This is a genomic window from Candidatus Cloacimonas acidaminovorans str. Evry (genome assembly GCF_000146065.2).
GTDB lineage: Bacteria > Cloacimonadota > Cloacimonadia > Cloacimonadales > Cloacimonadaceae > Cloacimonas > Cloacimonas acidaminivorans.
This window is the reverse complement of record NC_020449.1, coordinates 699,767-717,431: the sequence shown is the minus strand read 5'-3', so window position 1 is coordinate 717,431 and position 17,665 is coordinate 699,767. Positions and strand designations below refer to the sequence as shown.

The following is a 17,665-nucleotide window of genomic DNA, read 5'->3' as shown; positions in this document are numbered from 1 at the left end:
CAGGAATATGTTCATAATAGATGATTTAATAAACAAAGCAAAAGGAAACTCCGGAAGTATTGTTTTGCCGGAATCCACTGATCCACGCGTTTTAACTGCGGTTGCCAAAATTGTGGCAATGGACTTGGCAAAAGTTACCCTGCTGGGTGAAAGTGAAATAATAAATCAAGAAGCCAAAGCACTAAATATAGAATTAAACAATGTGACCATAATAAATCCTGAGACCTCAGAAGACATTCCCGCTTTTGCAGAAGCATATTATCAAAGACGAAAAGAGAAAGGTGTTACAATGGCTCAGGCGATAGAGACAGTTAAAAATCCTTTATATTTCGGTGCTTCAATGGTTAAAGAGGGAAAAGTTGAAGGAATGGTTGCTGGAGCAGTTAATATTACAGCAGATGTTTTAAGGGCTGCATTACAAGTGATTGGTGTTATGCCGGGGCTTAAAACTGTTTCCAGCGCATTTATAATGCCGGTTCCTGATTTTCGGGGGGAAAAAAGAATTTTTTTATTTGCCGATTGTGCTGTAGTTCCCAATCCCAGTTCAGAACAGCTTGCGGACATTGCTATGAGCTCTGCTTTAACCCGAAAAGCTATAATCGGAGATGAGCCAAAAGTAGCTTTACTTTCGTTTTCCACCTTAGGAAGTGCTAAACACGAACTTGTAGATAAAGTAACTATGGCTAAAGAAATTTTAACAGAAAGAAAGGTGGATTTTGATTTTGATGGAGAATTACAGGTTGATGCAGCTATAATTCCCGAAGTAGCAAAAAGGAAAGCACCCCAAAGTTCTGTGGCAGGAAATGCCAATATCCTTATTTTCCCGGATTTACAGGCAGGAAATATTGGTTATAAACTGGCTCAATACATAGGAAAAGTAGAAGCAATCGGACCTATCATACAAGGTTTAGCAGCTCCGGTAAGTGATTTATCCCGTGGTTGTTCTGCTGAAGATATTGTTAATACAGTCGCTATTGTTCTGCTTTTGGCGGATCAACAAAAAAAGAAATAAAAAAAAGATAGATTGGAGGTGAAGATGGCTATCAAGCTATCCAACCGCTGCCGTTTAATTAAGCCCTCGCCAACATTAAGTTTATCGGCGAAAGCAAAAGAAATGAAGGATGCTGGAATTGATGTAATCAGTTTTAGCGTAGGAGAGCCAGATTTTAATACCCCGGAATATATTAAGGCATCAGCACATAAAGCTATAGATGCTAATTTTACGCGTTATACTAATAATGCCGGAATACCTGAATTGAGACAGGCAATTTGCGAGAAATTATTACGGGATAACGGGTTAAAGTATAGCCCCAAAGAAATTCTGGTTTCACCTGGAGCCAAGGCAGCCATTGTAAATTCCCTGATTGCCGTGTGTGATGATAAAGACCAGGTTTTGATGGCAACTCCTTATTGGGTAAGCTATCCTTATCAGGTTGCTTTAGCTAATGCAGAACCGGTTTATATTCCTACCTGTGAAGAAAAGGGATATAAAATTCAACCTGCAGACCTGGAAAAAGCAATAAAAGAGAATCCCTGCTCCAAAGTGCTGATAATGAATTCACCCAGCAATCCAACAGGCACAGTTTATACCCAAGCTGAACTTTCCGATATAGCTGAGATATGTATCAAATATAATATACTGGTTATATCCGATGAGATTTATGAACGTCTGGTTTATGATGATGCAAAACATATATCAATAGCAAGCATTAGTGAAGAAATGAAACAAAGGACTATTGTAATAAACGGTGTTTCTAAAGCTTATGCAATGACTGGCTGGCGTCTTGGTTATGCAGCAGGACCTGGTGATATTATTTCAGCAGGAGGTATGGTTCAGGAACATACAACTTCCTGTGTTAATTCTATTACACAATATGCCTGTGTAACAGCTTTAAAGGAAGAAGACGATTCAATAGAAAAAATGCGAGTGGAATTTGCCCGTCGCCGGGATTTTTTATATGAAGAGCTGAAAAAACTTCCGCATATTACCTGTTTTAAGCCCCAAGGAGCTTTTTACATTATGCCGGGAATAAAATGGTATCTGGAGAACAATAACCAGAATATTAAGACCTCCGATGATTTTTGTGCTAAATTACTTGACAAGTATTATGTTGCTCTGGTATCGGGTAATTCATTCGGAATGGAAGGAACCGTGCGTTTTTCTTATGCTAATAGCATAGAAAACATAAAGGAAGGATTAAATCGCTTTGCTTCTTTTCTGGCAGAGTTAGCTTCCGGGAGGTAAAGATGAACGACTTAAACGATAAGATGAAAGAACGCTGGAAGGATAAGCGTAAAAAGGCATATAATTGGCCTAAGCTGATAATTATGGTGCTTGCCTTAATAATCATTCTTTATCTTATGAATCACCTCGGGAATACAAAAAATGTAGTTCAAAATCCTTCTGCAAGTGTTACCGACACTTTACAAGCAGATACATTGCAGAAGGAGATCATACCTTGAGTTTAGTAATAGTTGGTTCAATAGGTTTGGATAGTATTTCCACACCTGCCGGAGAAATACAAAATGCTTTAGGCGGCTCTGCTATTTATGGTGCTTTAGCAGGTTCCTTTTTTACAGATGCTTATATTGTAGGAGTAGTCGGAACGGATTTTCCGATAGATGGTCTTAACTTACTACAGCAAAAAGGTATAAATCTGGACGGACTGGAGGTTAAAGAGGGCAAAACATTTCGCTGGAGCGGAAAATATAATACCTGGAATAAAGTGGAAACGCTTTCTACGGAGTTAAATGTTTTTGCTGATTTTTCTCCTCAATTGCCCGAGTCCTGCAAAAGCTGTCGTAGTTTATTATTAGCTAACATCAATCCTTCCTTGCAAATGCAGGTTTTAAATCAGGTATCCGGTTATTCACATCTTGCCTGTGATACTATGAATTATTGGATTTATTTGTGTCCCAAAGAAATAGAACAAGTGCTGAGGCGAGTAAATATTGTTTTTATGAATGAGGACGAAGTTAGAGAGTATACAAATAAGGAGAATATTTATTCTGCCGCCAGAGATATACTCTCTTTGGGACCGCAATGGATAATTGTTAAACGCGGTGAATACGGTTCGGTAGCTATTTCAAATGACGATATGTATTTTGCGCCTGCTTATCCCCTAGAAGAAGTTAAAGACCCAACAGGGGCAGGAGATAGTTTTGCCGGTGCTTTTATGGGATATTTGGCAAATCATAATATCTTAAACCGGGCAGTAATTAAGGAAGCAATTTTATACGGAACAGTTATATCAGCGTTAAATGTAGCTGATTTCAGCGTGAAAGGTTTAATTGATAAAACCAAAGCAGAAATTGATGTGAATAAGGAACAACTGGTAAAATGGACAACTTGAAAAATGGACTGGATTATCGCAAAGCAGGAGTTGATATACAAGCTGGAGAAGCAACTGTTTTAGCAATAAAACAGAAAGTTCGTAGCACCTACAACAGCAATGTTCTTAGTGAATTAGGCGGATTTGGCGGACTTTATAAAATAGATAAAAATTTATGGCATCAGCCGATTCTTGTTTCCAGCACCGATGGAGTGGGAACCAAACTTTTAATTGCTATTATGGCTGACAAATACGAAACAATTGGTCAAGACCTGGTAAATCACTGTGTAAATGATATTTTAGTTCAGGGTGCAATCCCGCAATTTTTTCTGGATTACATCGGTATCGGAAAACTGGAGCCGGCAAAAGTGGAAAAAATGATTGAAGGAATCATCATTGCCTGTCAGCAAAATTCCTGTGTTTTAATCGGAGGAGAAATGGCAGAAATGCCGGATTTGTATAAAGATGAAGAATTTGATCTGGTGGGCACAATAATAGGTATTGTAGAACAGGAACAAATATTACCCAGACCTAAAATTAAACCTGGTGACCAGCTTATTTCTTTGCCAAGCAGTGGATTACATACTAATGGTTATTCCTTGGTAAGGAAAATTGTGTTTGAGCAACTAAAATTATCTCTGGATAGCTATATTCCTGAATGTCAAACTACCTTGGGTGAATTACTTTTAAGTGTTCATAGAAGTTATCTGCCTTTACTGAAAGATTATCTTACAGACCCTAATCTTAGTGGCTTAGCTCATATTACCGGAGGTGGTATTATCGGAAATTTAAAACGGATTTTACCAGCAGGTATTAGTGCTCAAATTAAAATCAAGAAATCAGAAATACCTCCTTTCTTTCATTGGTTGCAAGAGGCAGGAAAACTATCCGAGGAAACAATGAGAGAGGCCTTTAATTTGGGAACAGGGATGATCTGTATAGTTGATAATGAGGCATTTGATAAATACTTAACTATACCGGAAGCAAGATGTATAGGCGAACTTGTGAACCAAAATCAGATAAAAGAAAAAGTGGAATTCATTCAGGAATGTTAAAGTTAAGAAATTTAGATAGTTTTCACCTTGTTAGAAGAGGAATTTAGATTATATTATAAAAAAACCTCTTGACTTTTTTCTTAAGATTACAAAGAAGAGTTTTTGAGTAAGAAGTTAAGATATATGAAAAAGCTTATTTGAGCTTGGAACTATAAATAAAATAAAGGTATAAAACCCTGAAGAGAGGGAGGTTTTCGATGCGTAAATATGCATTGATCCTACTAATAATTATGCTTGCAGGAACAGTATTTTTAGAAGCTGCTACTACTGGAAAACTTGCAGTTAGAGTGCGCGATAATGCCGGTCGCCCCTTGGAATTTGTTAATATTGTTGTTATGCAAGGAAATCAACGAGTAACCGGTGGTCAAACGAATGCTAAAGGAACAGCAATTATCATAAATATTCCCCCAGGTCTTTATACAGTTAAGTTTTCCCTTATCGGTTATGATACTGTGGTGTATAATGATGTGCGTATAATTGTAGATCAAACTACAAATCTTGCTCCTACTATGAATAAAAGCGGTTTTGAAATGAAGGCAGTAACCGTTACAGCTACTGAAGATAAGGTAGATAAAAACCGTGTAGGAAGTGCCAGAAATATAGAAATGAGTATTGTGACAGATGCTGCCGTTTCAGATGTTGCTGATATTGTTGCTTTGCAAGCAGGAGTAACTAATGTTGGAGGCGAATTACATATTCGTGGTGGCCGTTCAAATGAAATTAATTATACTATAGATGGTATGAGTGTTACCGATCCTGTTGACGGAGGAGCGACTTTACAAGTTGATACCGATGCTATTAAAGATATGAAAGTGATGACAGGAGGTTTTCCAGCAGAATATGGCAATGCTCAATCGGGTGTGATCAATATTGTTACTAAAGATGGAGATCCTTTTTTCTCCGGCAAGGTTGAATATAATACCGATCATCTTATTGGCGAGGGACGCAATACTGATGTTGTGAAATTGGCTATTGGGGGTCCTGTATTACCTTTTGCTTCTCAGGAAATGAAGGAAAAATTCACATTTTATCTCAATGGTGCCGGTGAATGGTTGGATGGTCGTTTGAAAGATTATTATATAAGTGATCCCAATGGTGATTATACTTTAAATGGAAGAACACTAATTGATGCCGATTATCCTATCTATAATCCTTATACAGGTAGGGATAAAATTCTCGGCATTGATATTGGCAATCGTAATTACAATGCCTATAATATAAATTTAAAAACCAAGTATGCTTTTAAGCCCGGTCAGGTAGCTACATTTGCCGTTCGGGGCGATAGAAGTTTAAACTATCCATATAGTAATTACTGGCGCTATGCACTTCAGCACTATGCAGAAGATGAAATAATTCAGCGACAATATATTGGCACTTACGATTATGTAATTAATGATAAAATGAATATTAAAGTGAAAGCCAGTTATTATCAGAAAGATAGTTATGAGGGTCCCAAAGGCATAGATCGGGATTCGTATATATTTATGACTGTAGACCCTAATAATATTCCCAGTGATTATATCCAAAGGGTAGCTTTAGGGGACTATGGATATTCCACAATTGATGCGGATAATGATGGTATTTATGATTATGGGTTTTTACCTTATGATTATTGGAAATTTCGTCTGGAAAGCGTGGAAGAGCCAAGATCAATTCCTGGCTATCTTCCTCCCGGTTATATTTATAATGCCTTCATAGATGATACCACTAAAATACTAAGTGGACGAGCAGATTTTGAATGGCAAATAAATGAAACCCATATGGCAAAGACCGGTTTAGAAGTTATAAAGCATAACATCAAAAAAAATCAATTAGAGGATTATCTAAATATTGATGAAAAACGACGCGTTGCCTATTTAAACAGCATATTTGATATTAGAAACTATAATATTGACAATTTTGTTGATGCCGATGGCAATATGTTGTTAGATGATGAATATCTCCCCGAGGGCATTTATGCGATTGTTGCAACTAAAGAAAATCCAACATCTATTGCTGATTTGGTTCCTATTTATAAGCCGGAGGATTACTTTGCTGCAGCTAAAGCGGCATCCGGAAAGCGTGATGGTTATAAAGCAGAGCCCTGGCAAATGGCATATTACTTGCAGGATAAAATGGAATGGGAAGGAATGATTGTTAATGCCGGATTACGATTTGATTTGTGGTATTTGGGTAAAAAATATTATGTGGCACAGGATGATGGTAGTTTTGATTTACGCGAATTTGATAAAAGTGATCTGATGCAGTTAATGATTTCTCCACGGTTGGGCGTTTCTCATCCGATTACAGACAAAGATGTTCTGCGTTTTGCTTATAACTATCAGAATCAATTACCTCAAATGCAGTATATTTTTACGAGTAAAACTCCTGAAGATGCTTATGCTTCGGAAACAACAATCAGGGTAGGAAATCCCAGTTTGGAACCACAAATAACTGTTACTTACGAAGCAGGTCTTTCTCACCAACTTAGCGATGATTATGTTTTAGATTTAACTGCCTATTATAAAAATATATATAATTATGTGAACACCAGGAAAGAGCGTAGTGAAATAGAGCAGACGGTATACTGGTATAAATACTACTCCAATGATTATGGTTCTGCTCGGGGAATTGATATGCAAATTGAAAAACTGCTATCTAATTTTAACACCTGGTCTCTTGCCTACTCTTTAGCTTGGGCACAAGGAAATAGTTCTTATACTGTTATTCAAGATGAAACTACCAATTTACGAGAGTTTCCTCTGGATTGGGATATACGCCATAATATAAGTGCCAATTTCACATTCCGCATTGCCCGAGGAGAAGAATTCTTTATACCTTTTACTAACTTTATATTGCCTCTGGACGATTTTAGCGCTAATATCAATTGGGCTTATGCTTCAGGAGCACCTTATACTCCACAAAGTTACGAATCTGGTCAAGAACTTGACACGAATAGTAAGAGAATGCCAAGTACTCAACAAACAAATTTAAGAATAACCAAGGGCTTTCTCTTGTCTAATAAAATCAATATTAAAGTTTTTGCGGAAGTGGAAAATCTATTTAAAAACAAGAACATTATAAGTGTCTATCCCAAAACAGGGAATTATTACTGGAATGGCGCTCAGATAGAAGAAACCAACATTCCCGGTTTCGTTTATCCTGAGGTTTATTATGTAAATTCTTTAGCAAGTAAAAATCCGCTTAATTATAATGACTTCCGGGGATTTACCCTGGGCTTTTCCTTTAACTTCTAAATTATTCCAAGGAGGAATCAATAAAAATGAGAAAATTCATCGGAACAATGCTGCTGATTATGATGATGACCTTTGTCTTTGCAAGTTTTGCTTACGCGCAGGAGAAACCTGCAGCTGAGACAGAGGGTGGCGGTTTACAGAACTTTGCAGAACTAGTATTTGGCAGCGGACTGGTAAAATGGTTTAAAGATGGCGGATGGGCAATGTGGCCTATTCTCTTTTTGGCAATATATGGTTTAGCTTACATTATTTGGAAGTTTATTGCTTTGCTAAACGGTAAGATAAACTTAAATACCTTCCTTGATAAAATCATTCCTTTAATTAAGGAGAAGAAATTTGAGGAAGCAAAAGAAATTGCCAAGAATACGAGAGGTCCTATAGCAGCTATTATTTATGCGGGATTGGAAAAAGTAGATAAAGGGATGGCTGCCGTAGATGAGGCAATTGAAAATGCTTCAATGATTGAAATGAGCTATCTGGAAAAGGGATTTATTGAACTGTCATCTTCCATAACTCTTGCTCCTATGTTAGGATTTTTAGGAACTGTTGCTGGAATGATTACAGCTTTTGAATCAATTGCTGCTGCTCGTGCTGTGGATGCTACAATTGTAGCAACAGGTATCCGAATTGCTTTAATTACAACCGAAGCCGGATTGATAGTGGCAATTCCAGTTCAGTTCTTTAATAATGTTTTTATGACTATGGTGGATGGTATTGTAATAGATATGCAAAGAGCTTCCGAGAAATTCACCGAAACTTTGGCTGAAGAAATGGGTATTACAAGATGAAAATTGCTCGCAAGAGGAAATATAGGGCAACAATACCAACTGCCTCTACTGGCGATATTGCTTTTCTCCTGATCATCTTCTTTATGTCCACAACCAGGTTTGATGTGAAAGAGGGTATAAAATTGGTTTTGCCTCAAGCAGCAGAGTCACAAGAAGGTAAAACTAAAACCCTTACCTTAACGGAGAAAGAAATGACCCGTTTTCAAATTTTTCCTGATGGACAAATAGCAGTGAATAGAGAAGCACCCCGATACATTGATAGCGAAGAATTGGATGTAATAATTCAGCAAAAAGTGCAGATAAATCCGGATATGATCTTCAAAGTTATAACGGATAGAGAGGCAAAATACAATGATATGATTAAAGTAATTGATCGCCTGAAAGCTGCTAAAATAGAAAAAATATCCTTATCTACAAGTTAGGAGCAAAAATGGCTAAATTTAGTAGTAAAAAAAGACGGGATGTTGCCATTCCTCAGGCATCTACTTCCGATATTGCCTTCCTCTTATTGCTGTTCTTTATGGTAACTACCGTTTTTGTTCAGGAAAAAAAGTTCTGGGTGGAACGAGAACGGTGGCCCTTTGCAGAAAGTATTGAACGTATTCCTCGTAACCATACAAGTACTATTTATGTAATGCGGGATGAGACAATCCTGTTGGATGACATACCTACCCGCATAGAAAGTTCTGAGGATGTTTTCGTTTCTCAAACTCTTATCCGTAAGAAAGCGGAGGACCCTGAATTGATTGTCTGTTTTCGGACAGATAGAGAAACAAAATATGGAGTAATGTCGGATGTAATGCGTCAACTACAAGATGCCAATGCTCTTGTAGTTGCTTTTGAGACACAGCCTATACTGAAGAAATAAAGGGAGAAAAAATGAAGACAAAAAATCAGGACTGGAAAGACATTGCTAACGCCCAATTCAGCAAGGCGCTTGCATTATCCCTTACACTACTTATCTTTGGTATTATGGTAACTCCGAAAGTTGAAGTTAGAAAACAGGTTTTCCAATCACAGCAAATGGAATTAGTTGATATTCCACCGGAGGAGCGGGAACGGATTGAGGCACCTCAAACAGAAGTTGATGTTAATGTCACTTTTCAGATAAGTGATGTTTTAGGGACTGAAGAAGTTGATATGGCTGCTTTCCAGGAAGCGTTATCCCAAATTGGCAATATTTATAGTACTACTGCTCCGACTCAACAACAAAGTGAAGATGAAACACCTGTTAATTTTGTTCCTTATGATGATGCACCTGTAGTTATAGGAAAAATTGAACCTGTTTACCCTGAATTTGCTAAAAGGAACAAATTACAAGGAACCGTAATTCTGGAAGTGGAAGTTCTAAAAGATGGCAGTATTCGTGAAATTAGAGTTCGGCGTGGAATTGGTGGTGGCTTGGATGAGGCAGCTATTGAAGCAGTTCGTAAGGTAAAATTTCAACCGGGAAAAAGTAGTGGTCAACCCGTGGACTGTATGGTAATTATTCCGGTAGAATTTAAAATTCAATAATTGGGAGTGTTTAATGAAGTTTTATAAGATTGGAATCTGCCTTTGCCTATTGCTGTTTTTTACAGCCAGTGCAGCTTATGCGGCTTCGGCAGTTCCTGCTACAGGAACAAAAAAACTGGATTTAACTAAATATCATAATGTAGGAAACATCTGGTTGCGAGTTAGTAATTATGGTTTCTTCGGTTCCGGAGATGATATTGTTCCTCAATATCCTTCCTTGGAATATCCTGGAGGAAGTGGAATTGATTATTTATATCAAGGAGCTTTATGGTTCGGAGCCAAAAAACAGCGCCGTGATTCCTTCGGAAAAAAATTGTACTGGTTAGTTTATCCTCCTTCGGAAACCAACGACACTATTATTACTGCAGCAGATCCTCGCTGGAATCCTACTAAACAAGCAGTGATAGATACTTTAGTAAGTGTGGGTTTTGATGGTGATTGGGATTTATATGAATTTTTACCTGCTTACAATCCTTTGCTGGTAAATAATCCTGATCAAACGGAGAACTATTCTACATATAACAATCTTGATGGAATTATTTATGCCACTACAAGGAAACAAAAGCGTGGTGTGGATGATGATGGTGACGGGAAAATAGATGAAGATGGCGCCGGTTTTACTTTTCCCTTCAGAAGCGGTTTAGAATTACCAACTCAATTCAGTGAGAATTTTGGGAGTAATTTCCTGGCAGAGGTTCCCATTAGGGATTTTACTATTTTAGATGATCCTATAAATGCCGAAATTTGGTTTCCTCTGGGTTTTATGGATTTATCATATAATAATTCAACTTATGCTTTTGCCGCTCCTTATGACGATGATCAGGATGGCAGGATAGATGAAGATGGTGCTCCCGTTTCGGAACAGGATTTTATCTCTTTTTATTACGATTACTGCCCTTTTGGGACTTCAGGAGAGCGGGATTACGGCAAATCAAGTGGTGCAAACACACATTATCCTTTAAATATACGAGTGCGCCAGATGAGTTATCAATGGAGCTTTGAATATATTAAAAATCTGGTTTATGTAGAATTTGATATAACCAATATGAATGAAGCCGATACTTTGTATGACTGTGCAATGGGAATTTATATGGATTGTGATGTAGGTCCTCAAACCTGGGGAGTGGAAAAGGCAGCTGATGATAAATCCGGCTATGTAAAGGGAACCGGATATGAATTTGCCTATACTTATGATGGTGACTTTGATAACGGTATTACTCCCGGAATGGTAGGAGCTCGTGTTTGTACCCCTGATCCGGAAAAGTTAAAGTTCCACTGCTGGTATTGGAAAGTTGGTGATGGACCTGATGACGGTAATCCACTTAAAATTCCCAAACCTGGTGAGACCTCAAATGAAAAATATTGGTTACTAACCGGACGCAACCCAAAACCATCTTCCCCTACATATACTGCTCTGCGTCCTGAACAGGAAGATTTAACTGAATGGGAACAACCTACTCCAAATGATACCCGTTTTCTATTTTCTTTCTATGGAGCTCAACCAGAAAATCCTTCAGAATATAGTGATCTGGCAAAACGGTGGAACTTACCACCCAAAAAGACAATGAAAATCGTAGTTGCAGTTTTCCCCGGAGATAATAAGGAAGACCTGAAAAAATCAGCAGGTTGGGCTAAAGAAATATACGGCCAGGCACAAGACCTGATTACGGTAACTCAACCAGATACATTTCCTCATTATACACCTCCTGAGCCGCCAGATATTCCAAATTTATATGCTCAATTACAAGATGATGGTAATCGTCTAGATGTTTATTGGGATAATCGCAGTGAATTTTCTTATGATGTTAAAACAGTAAGTACTGCAATTATTGGCTGGCAAAATCCTGAAAGTAGTTTATTGATTTCAGGTCTTGATAGTGATCCTACTCCTTATATTGCAAATAACTGGGTTGATATACCTGAAGAATATAGACCGGGACCACCTCCTGAGCCTGGAATGGAAGATAAACGCTGGAATATGAATGCTCTGGTTAATCCTTATACAGCTTCACGTTTACGCAAGGATTTTCAGGGTTACACCTTATGGGGAAGAAGCGGAAGCGGAAGCCAGGAGGACTGGGAAATGATTAAGCGTTGGGATAAGGTTGATACACCTCGTGATCATTCTGATTACACTGTAAATAGTGCTTTTCCTGATTTATTCAGGGATTTTGGAGGTTATTTAGGTATTGATACTGGTCTTCCCAATAAAAATGAATGGAATGTAGATGTAAGTGAGTATCATAAATTCTACCACTTTGACGAAAATTATCAACTTGTTCCCAATGGTGATACATTTTATGGTTGGCCTATTTATACGCCAGATATTGTAATAAATGGGACAACATATAATGAAGTAACCGACTGGCAATCCCTTCAAAACTATGCTAACAGTATAACAGGACCCGATCTTGAAACCACCGAACTTTTGCAAGCACGCATTTTCAAACATCAAGACATCCCTGATCATATATTTTATGCACTATATGACCCTAAACTAATTCCTTTACAAGGATTTGCTTTTCCTGGAGGCGAAGGAGCAGAAGCCCCTGATACTTTGGACTTGAGTAACCTCCGGAAAGAAAGATTAGCCAGACGCTACTACAAATCATATATTATGTATCCCCGAAAAGGCGTTGAATATTATGTTGCTTTAACCGCTTTTGATAGAGGTATTCCTGCAAATGATCTGAATTATTTGGAAAGCGGAAGAGATGCTGATGCTAATATGAAAGTATTTTTCCCCGGTACTTTGGCTAAGGAAAATATGGATAATATAATGGTTATTCCCAATCCCTATATTGGCAGAAGCAGTTTTGACGGACGCAGAGAAAATGATGAAAAGGGAGATAAAAGCCGTCGTATATGGTTTATTAATCTACCTAAACGTTGTGATATCCGCATTTATACTTTAGCAGGTGATCTTGTTCAGACCTTGAAACATGATGGTGCCCCGGTTACCGATATCATCACTATTTCTAAAGCAAGTTCTACAGGTCTTGCAGCGGATGGTATGGAAGCATGGGATTTACTTTCAAAAAACAAACAGATAATAGCCCCTGGTGTTTATCTATACTCCGTAGAGAACAAAGCCGACGGCAAAAACAAAGTCGGCAAATTTGTCATAATTAAATGAGGGAGGAGCTGTGAAGAAAGTATTAACACTTGTCCTGATTATTACAATAGCCGGTTTACCGCTGATAATTACAGCCAAGCCATTTGGTAAAACGGGAACGGTAGCTTTGCAGTTTCTCAAGCTTGGTGTGGATGCTCGTGCCGTAGGTATGGCAGAAGCGTATACAGCCGTAACTGATGATATTTCTTCTGTTTACTGGAATCCTGCTGGTTTGGCTCCTGCCTTTGAAAATCAGGTTTTTGTTTCGCATACTAATTGGCCTGCCAGTATTATGCATGAATTCGGAGCTGCCACATATACCAATGGGGTATCTACTATTGCACTATATGGCAGCATATTACATATGGATGATATGGATATAACAGAAGAAGAGCCATTTGGACCTACCGGAGAAAAATTCACTTGCAGTGACATTGCCATAGGAGCAGCTTTTGCTCAACAATTTACCAATAAATTCTCAGCCGGACTGGGAATAAAATATCTCCGTGAAAATCTGTATGAATTTAATGTAAACAGCTATGCAGTTGATGTTGGTTCAATGTATAACACAGGTTGGAGAAATATTAAAATCGGGATGGCAATGCGTAATTTTGGTCCTGATATTCGTTTTCGGGTTGATGATGATGAAGACGGCAGAGATGATGAAGACCCTTTTGATTTGTTTGATAATGATGGAGATGGTCTTGTTGATGAAGATGGTATTGAATTGGATAGTAAAATCCCTCTCAGCTTCTCTTTAGGAGTTAGTGGCGACCTGATGCGGAAAGGAAATAACTATTGGATCGCATCTCTGCAGTTGGATAATGTAATAGACCGTTTAGAGACCTGGAATTTGGGAACTGAATATAAGCTGGGAAACATATTTTTCCGATGCGGATATCAATTCAATTATGATACAAATGGCTTTGCTGCAGGAGTGGGCTGGCAAGTTCCTACTTCTTTTGGCATTTTTAACATTGACTATGCCTATACCGATATGGGTGATTTGGCTGAGTCCTTTATTAAGGGTGCTCATCGTGTTTCTTTAAAAATTAAATATTAAAAGAATCAATAAAGATTCAGGAGGAAATAATGAAAAAAATCCTATTAGTCAGCTTAACATTGTCTTTGCTTGTGGGCATAATTTTTGCCCAGGAAATGATTCCTACTCCCGATAACAAGAAGGCAATGGAAACCCCTGTCCCTAAAAAAATAATACCGAGCGAACGAACAGCTCCGGTATATACTTTTACCAAAACTCCGCATTCTCTTTTAACTTCTTATTATGATTATATGATAGGAAGTTATAACGGTTTGCCTTTACGTGTAATTCCGTCTAATATTTTAGGAGGCGGATATTTCTTAACCTATCATGGACGTAGAACTTCTACGGGAACCCGTCGTATATTTTACGCTTATCTTGATGCTAACGGTGATGTTATCGTTAATAATGAGATTACAACAGAAGCAAATAATGAAGGATATGGCACTGTGGCTGTTGATCCAGTTTCTGGAAAGCCATTTTATGCCTGGCATGCAAATTCCGATACGGATACGGAAATGGAAGTGCAGTTTACCGTGGACCAATTTTATGAGGGCATTTATGGCTTATTTACCCCTCTTGTAGATGTTATTGATAATCCTTCAACTGTTTATACTTCCGATGGTAATTTTACTGACAATAATGAATTCATTTGGCCCACGGCTGTAATTGGTCCCTCTCCTTATCCCGATAAGAGAAGAATCTATGTGATAGCGAGAAACTCAATTACTCACACTTACGGTCCTTCCGAAAATCCCAAAATTGCTTATGCCGATTTTGATGCTAATCAAATTGAACAAAATGTTCCTCTTACTTGGCAATATACCTCAATTCCGGAAATGGATGAATGGAATGTTGATGACGAGTGGCGTAGACCCTTCAATTCTTTAACGGCGGATAATGCAGGAAACATTTATTATGCAGGTTTTCATTTTGCAACGGAAGCAGATGGATCAACCAATATTGTTGAGCAGGATGTAGATGTTTTCCAATGTGGAAATTATGGAGAAGGAACTTGGTCGCGGACCAGTAGTTGGGGTAACCTGCCAACATGGAATCCTAATACCAGTCCTACTGATACAACTGGTTTTTTTAAAAATCAAAGCGAATTACCTTATGGCGATAATGATATTTACTGGGAATTATTTTCTTCAGCTTCAGGTCATTTGAATGCTACTGTTGACGATTTGGGTCGTATTCATTTCCCTGCTGTTTGGAGACTTGTTACCAATGATGGTTATTGGTTTCCTAATTTCCAATTACCCAAAGAAATTATCTTTAATCCTTCTCAGCCAGAAGGTTCTCAGTTCAGAATTAACGATATCTGGCCCCGTAAGGATCCAACTAACGATGTAGATGAACATTATCAGCCATGGGATAGCCAACCACCTTGGGGTGTTGAGGACTTTGTTCAAGACCCTGATACACATGAGTGGTTTGTTGATATGTATTTAAGCTGGGAATTCCCCTATTGGGATCAGAATGCTCATGATAGTGCTATGTTTTTCCATTGCAATAATATGAAAGTTACTGAAAATAATGGTCATGGAATGTTAGCTATGGTCTGGCAAAATAGCGCACGGGCAAAGTGGTATAATGCTGATGGTGATAGCGACTATTCTGCTTGGGCAAATACCCCAGAAATTTGGATTTCTGTTTCTGGAGATAATGGCAATCATTGGAGTGAACCCATTAAACTGAACAATATTGAGACCCCTGAATTTGCAGGCATTAAGCCAATGTGGGTATATCCAGCCGACAAAGTTATTTATGTTGGTGAAAGTAATGGTGAGAAAGTTGGTAAGCTTGGTCTTCTTTTCTACGATGATTTTACCTGGGGTGCTTTTGTTATTAGTCCTGGAGTCGGTCCTATGAATGATGGTGGACGGGTAATGTTTACAGAACTGCAAATCGTCTTTCCCAGCAATGCTTCAGATGATCCTACTGTTAGCCCTGTTACCAATATGTTGAATCAAAACTATCCCAATCCTTTCAATCCGGAAACTACCATCAGTTTTGATATGCCCAAAACTGCTAATGCCAATCTATCAGTTTATAATGTGAAAGGTCAGTTGGTTAAAACACTTCATAATGGTATTGCCAATTTTGGAAGAAATAATGTGGTCTGGAATGGAACAGACAATAATGGTAACAAAGTTACCAGTGGACTATATTTCTATCGCCTTACCACAGATGGCAAAGTTGAAACCCGTAAAATGATGTTGATGAAATAAGAAAACCCTTCCTCAAATGGAAAAAAGTAAAGCCCTGGTTTTATGCCGGGGCTTTTTGTGTAGTCGGAGAACGCCGTTCCTCCGCAAGTAAGTGAAAAGGTGAAAAAGTGAAAAAGTGAAACAAGGTGTGTCCATCGTAAAAAAATGCTCCTGAGCTTCAGTGAGCTCCGGCTACACAATTTATACCAATTCGCTTTCATACATCCAAATTAAGCCATTTGAAATAAGTTAGTTTTGAGACCATATCCTTGTTTTCATCAAAGTATTCAAAGCACTCAATCAGAGCATTCATAACTTCATTCATTGAATTGAAGGTTATGTTTCTAAACTTCAGGTCTCTAATCTTTGCCCACAGATGTTCTGTTGGATTCAATTCTGGACTATATGGAGGTAGGAAGATGTATCGGACATTATCGAAGCTTTTCAGGTAGCTGGTGGTATGCCATCCAGCTTTATCCATAATCATAATGTTTCGGTAATCCTGGTACTCATTAGAGAAGTTCTCAATGAATAACGACATAATATCGGTATCGCAGTTGGGAGCCAGGATAGAGAAGATGTCACCACTTACCGGATTCACCGCTGAGTAGGCATATAAATATTGTCTTACAATCTGTTTCGAAACTGTAGGTCTCTGACCTTTAGGAGCCCAACAGGCGACAGGAGTATTGATTCTTCCGAAGCGGGCTTCGTCTTGGAAAAATACCTGAATGGGTCTTGTATCGTTGGGTTGAAAACTTAGCAAGGCGGCTGCCAGGTATTCCGGGAGTTTTTTTTAAAGTCTTCCTGGGCTTCAGCATCTTGCTGGGGATGTTTAGGTCGAGGAACTACTCTTCTCCAGCCATGACGATGCAACAAATCATAGGGATAATCCTTGGAGACTGTCCTCCCTATCCTGGCTTCTATTTCTGCTTTGATCGTTTTGACAACTACCAACAGACCCTTTTCAGCTTGTTTACCAATCTCGGATAGAAGCTCTTCTTCCTCTTGCCAACTGAGAAATGAAGTACGATTACAACCTCTATTATGGCTAAATATACTCTCTTCTCCAATATGATTGAAGTTATACACCCACTTATTGACTGTGTATTTGGATACTCCAATAATATCAGCTATCTCCTGGGCCGATAATCCTTTCGCTTTTGCCATATATAATGCCTGCCAGCGATTGTGCTCTTGAATATCTTTGCTGTTGCACATCCTTAACTTTAACTCATCAGCAGTCATTGTGTCGTTAACATGGATACGATTCATGTTTACCTCCAGTTTGTAAACTCTGGAGATAATATAATCATATCTTGTAATTATGCAAGCGAAATGGTATTAGTAGGTTGACGAGGATGTCAAC

15 protein-coding genes are annotated in these 17,665 nt (G+C 38.3%); 13 read left to right on the top strand and 2 right to left on the bottom strand.

Annotated features, from left to right (window positions below; all coding sequences use genetic code 11):
* Nucleotides 1–7: 7 nt before the first annotated feature.
* The 13 genes from pta to CLOAM_RS02865 all read left to right on the top strand — a co-directional run bounded on the left by pta (nucleotide 8) and on the right by CLOAM_RS02865 (nucleotide 16,317).
* Nucleotides 8–1,012, top strand: a complete 1,005-nt coding sequence (pta, locus tag CLOAM_RS02925; RefSeq protein ID WP_015424360.1) for a phosphate acetyltransferase — start codon at nucleotides 8–10, stop codon at nucleotides 1,010–1,012.
* A 24-nt stretch (nucleotides 1,013–1,036) separates the two neighbouring features.
* Entirely contained in the window at nucleotides 1,037–2,245 is a 1,209-nt protein-coding gene (locus CLOAM_RS02920) for a pyridoxal phosphate-dependent aminotransferase (RefSeq protein ID WP_044278864.1), read from the top strand.
* 2 nt (nucleotides 2,246–2,247) lie between these two features.
* On the top strand, nucleotides 2,248–2,463 hold the full coding sequence (locus CLOAM_RS02915) for a hypothetical protein (protein WP_015424358.1): 216 nt from the start codon (nucleotides 2,248–2,250) through the stop codon (nucleotides 2,461–2,463).
* The gene (locus CLOAM_RS02910; protein ID WP_015424357.1) at nucleotides 2,460–3,353 is read left to right on the top strand and encodes a PfkB family carbohydrate kinase; all 894 of its coding nucleotides are present in this window, start codon (nucleotides 2,460–2,462) and stop codon (nucleotides 3,351–3,353) included. The genes CLOAM_RS02915 and CLOAM_RS02910 overlap by 4 nt, the downstream gene beginning before the upstream one ends.
* On the top strand, nucleotides 3,341–4,387 hold the full coding sequence (gene purM, locus CLOAM_RS02905; protein ID WP_015424356.1) for a phosphoribosylformylglycinamidine cyclo-ligase: 1,047 nt from the start codon (nucleotides 3,341–3,343) through the stop codon (nucleotides 4,385–4,387). Before CLOAM_RS02910 ends, purM begins: the two co-directional genes overlap by 13 nt.
* Before the next feature lie 197 nt (nucleotides 4,388–4,584).
* Nucleotides 4,585–7,623 (top strand): TonB-dependent receptor, encoded by a 3,039-nt coding sequence (locus CLOAM_RS02900; protein ID WP_015424355.1) that lies wholly within the window; start codon nucleotides 4,585–4,587, stop codon nucleotides 7,621–7,623.
* A gap of 26 nt (nucleotides 7,624–7,649) precedes the next feature.
* Nucleotides 7,650–8,411, top strand: coding sequence for a MotA/TolQ/ExbB proton channel family protein (locus CLOAM_RS02895; protein ID WP_015424353.1), 762 nt, complete (start codon nucleotides 7,650–7,652; stop codon nucleotides 8,409–8,411).
* On the top strand, nucleotides 8,408–8,833 hold the full coding sequence (locus CLOAM_RS02890) for an ExbD/TolR family protein (RefSeq protein ID WP_044278862.1): 426 nt from the start codon (nucleotides 8,408–8,410) through the stop codon (nucleotides 8,831–8,833). Before CLOAM_RS02895 ends, CLOAM_RS02890 begins: the two co-directional genes overlap by 4 nt.
* Before the next feature lie 8 nt (nucleotides 8,834–8,841).
* A complete protein-coding gene (locus tag CLOAM_RS02885) occupies nucleotides 8,842–9,279 on the top strand; it encodes an ExbD/TolR family protein (RefSeq protein WP_015424351.1) in 438 nt (145 codons plus the stop codon).
* 11 nt (nucleotides 9,280–9,290) lie between these two features.
* The gene (locus CLOAM_RS02880; protein ID WP_015424350.1) at nucleotides 9,291–9,926 is read left to right on the top strand and encodes an energy transducer TonB; all 636 of its coding nucleotides are present in this window, start codon (nucleotides 9,291–9,293) and stop codon (nucleotides 9,924–9,926) included.
* A gap of 13 nt (nucleotides 9,927–9,939) precedes the next feature.
* Entirely contained in the window at nucleotides 9,940–13,062 is a 3,123-nt protein-coding gene (locus CLOAM_RS02875; RefSeq protein ID WP_015424349.1) for a hypothetical protein, read from the top strand.
* Nucleotides 13,063–13,072: 10 nt separating this feature from the next.
* On the top strand, nucleotides 13,073–14,104 hold the full coding sequence (locus CLOAM_RS02870) for a PorV/PorQ family protein (protein WP_044278861.1): 1,032 nt from the start codon (nucleotides 13,073–13,075) through the stop codon (nucleotides 14,102–14,104).
* 29 nt (nucleotides 14,105–14,133) lie between these two features.
* A complete protein-coding gene (locus tag CLOAM_RS02865; protein WP_015424347.1) occupies nucleotides 14,134–16,317 on the top strand; it encodes a T9SS type A sorting domain-containing protein in 2,184 nt (727 codons plus the stop codon).
* 196 nt (nucleotides 16,318–16,513) lie between these two features.
* Here the strand turns inward: CLOAM_RS02865 and CLOAM_RS02860 are convergent, their stop codons facing one another.
* A complete protein-coding gene (locus CLOAM_RS02860; protein WP_018198429.1) occupies nucleotides 16,514–17,062 on the bottom strand; it encodes an IS630 family transposase in 549 nt (182 codons plus the stop codon).
* The gene (locus tag CLOAM_RS02855) at nucleotides 17,056–17,571 is read right to left on the bottom strand and encodes a helix-turn-helix domain-containing protein (RefSeq protein WP_015424345.1); all 516 of its coding nucleotides are present in this window, start codon (nucleotides 17,569–17,571) and stop codon (nucleotides 17,056–17,058) included. Before CLOAM_RS02855 ends, CLOAM_RS02860 begins: the two co-directional genes overlap by 7 nt.
* Nucleotides 17,572–17,665: the final 94 nt, after the last annotated feature.

Bases quoted from the DNA above. Each gene is read 5' to 3' on its own strand.
- CLOAM_RS02920 (WP_044278864.1), top strand. From the start codon at position 1,037: ATGGCTATCAAGCTATCCAACCGCTGCCGTTTAATTAAGCCCTCGCCA.
- CLOAM_RS02895 (WP_015424353.1), top strand. From the start codon at position 7,650: ATGAGAAAATTCATCGGAACAATGCTGCTGATTATGATGATGACCTTT.
- pta (WP_015424360.1), top strand. From the start codon at position 8: ATGTTCATAATAGATGATTTAATAAACAAAGCAAAAGGAAACTCCGGA.
- CLOAM_RS02900 (WP_015424355.1), top strand. From the start codon at position 4,585: ATGCGTAAATATGCATTGATCCTACTAATAATTATGCTTGCAGGAACA.
- CLOAM_RS02875 (WP_015424349.1), top strand. From the start codon at position 9,940: ATGAAGTTTTATAAGATTGGAATCTGCCTTTGCCTATTGCTGTTTTTT.
- purM (WP_015424356.1), top strand. From the start codon at position 3,341: ATGGACAACTTGAAAAATGGACTGGATTATCGCAAAGCAGGAGTTGAT.
- CLOAM_RS02880 (WP_015424350.1), top strand. From the start codon at position 9,291: ATGAAGACAAAAAATCAGGACTGGAAAGACATTGCTAACGCCCAATTC.
- CLOAM_RS02885 (WP_015424351.1), top strand. From the start codon at position 8,842: ATGGCTAAATTTAGTAGTAAAAAAAGACGGGATGTTGCCATTCCTCAG.
- CLOAM_RS02865 (WP_015424347.1), top strand. From the start codon at position 14,134: ATGAAAAAAATCCTATTAGTCAGCTTAACATTGTCTTTGCTTGTGGGC.
- CLOAM_RS02855 (WP_015424345.1), bottom strand. From the start codon at position 17,571: ATGAATCGTATCCATGTTAACGACACAATGACTGCTGATGAGTTAAAG.
- CLOAM_RS02890 (WP_044278862.1), top strand. From the start codon at position 8,408: ATGAAAATTGCTCGCAAGAGGAAATATAGGGCAACAATACCAACTGCC.
- CLOAM_RS02915 (WP_015424358.1), top strand. From the start codon at position 2,248: ATGAACGACTTAAACGATAAGATGAAAGAACGCTGGAAGGATAAGCGT.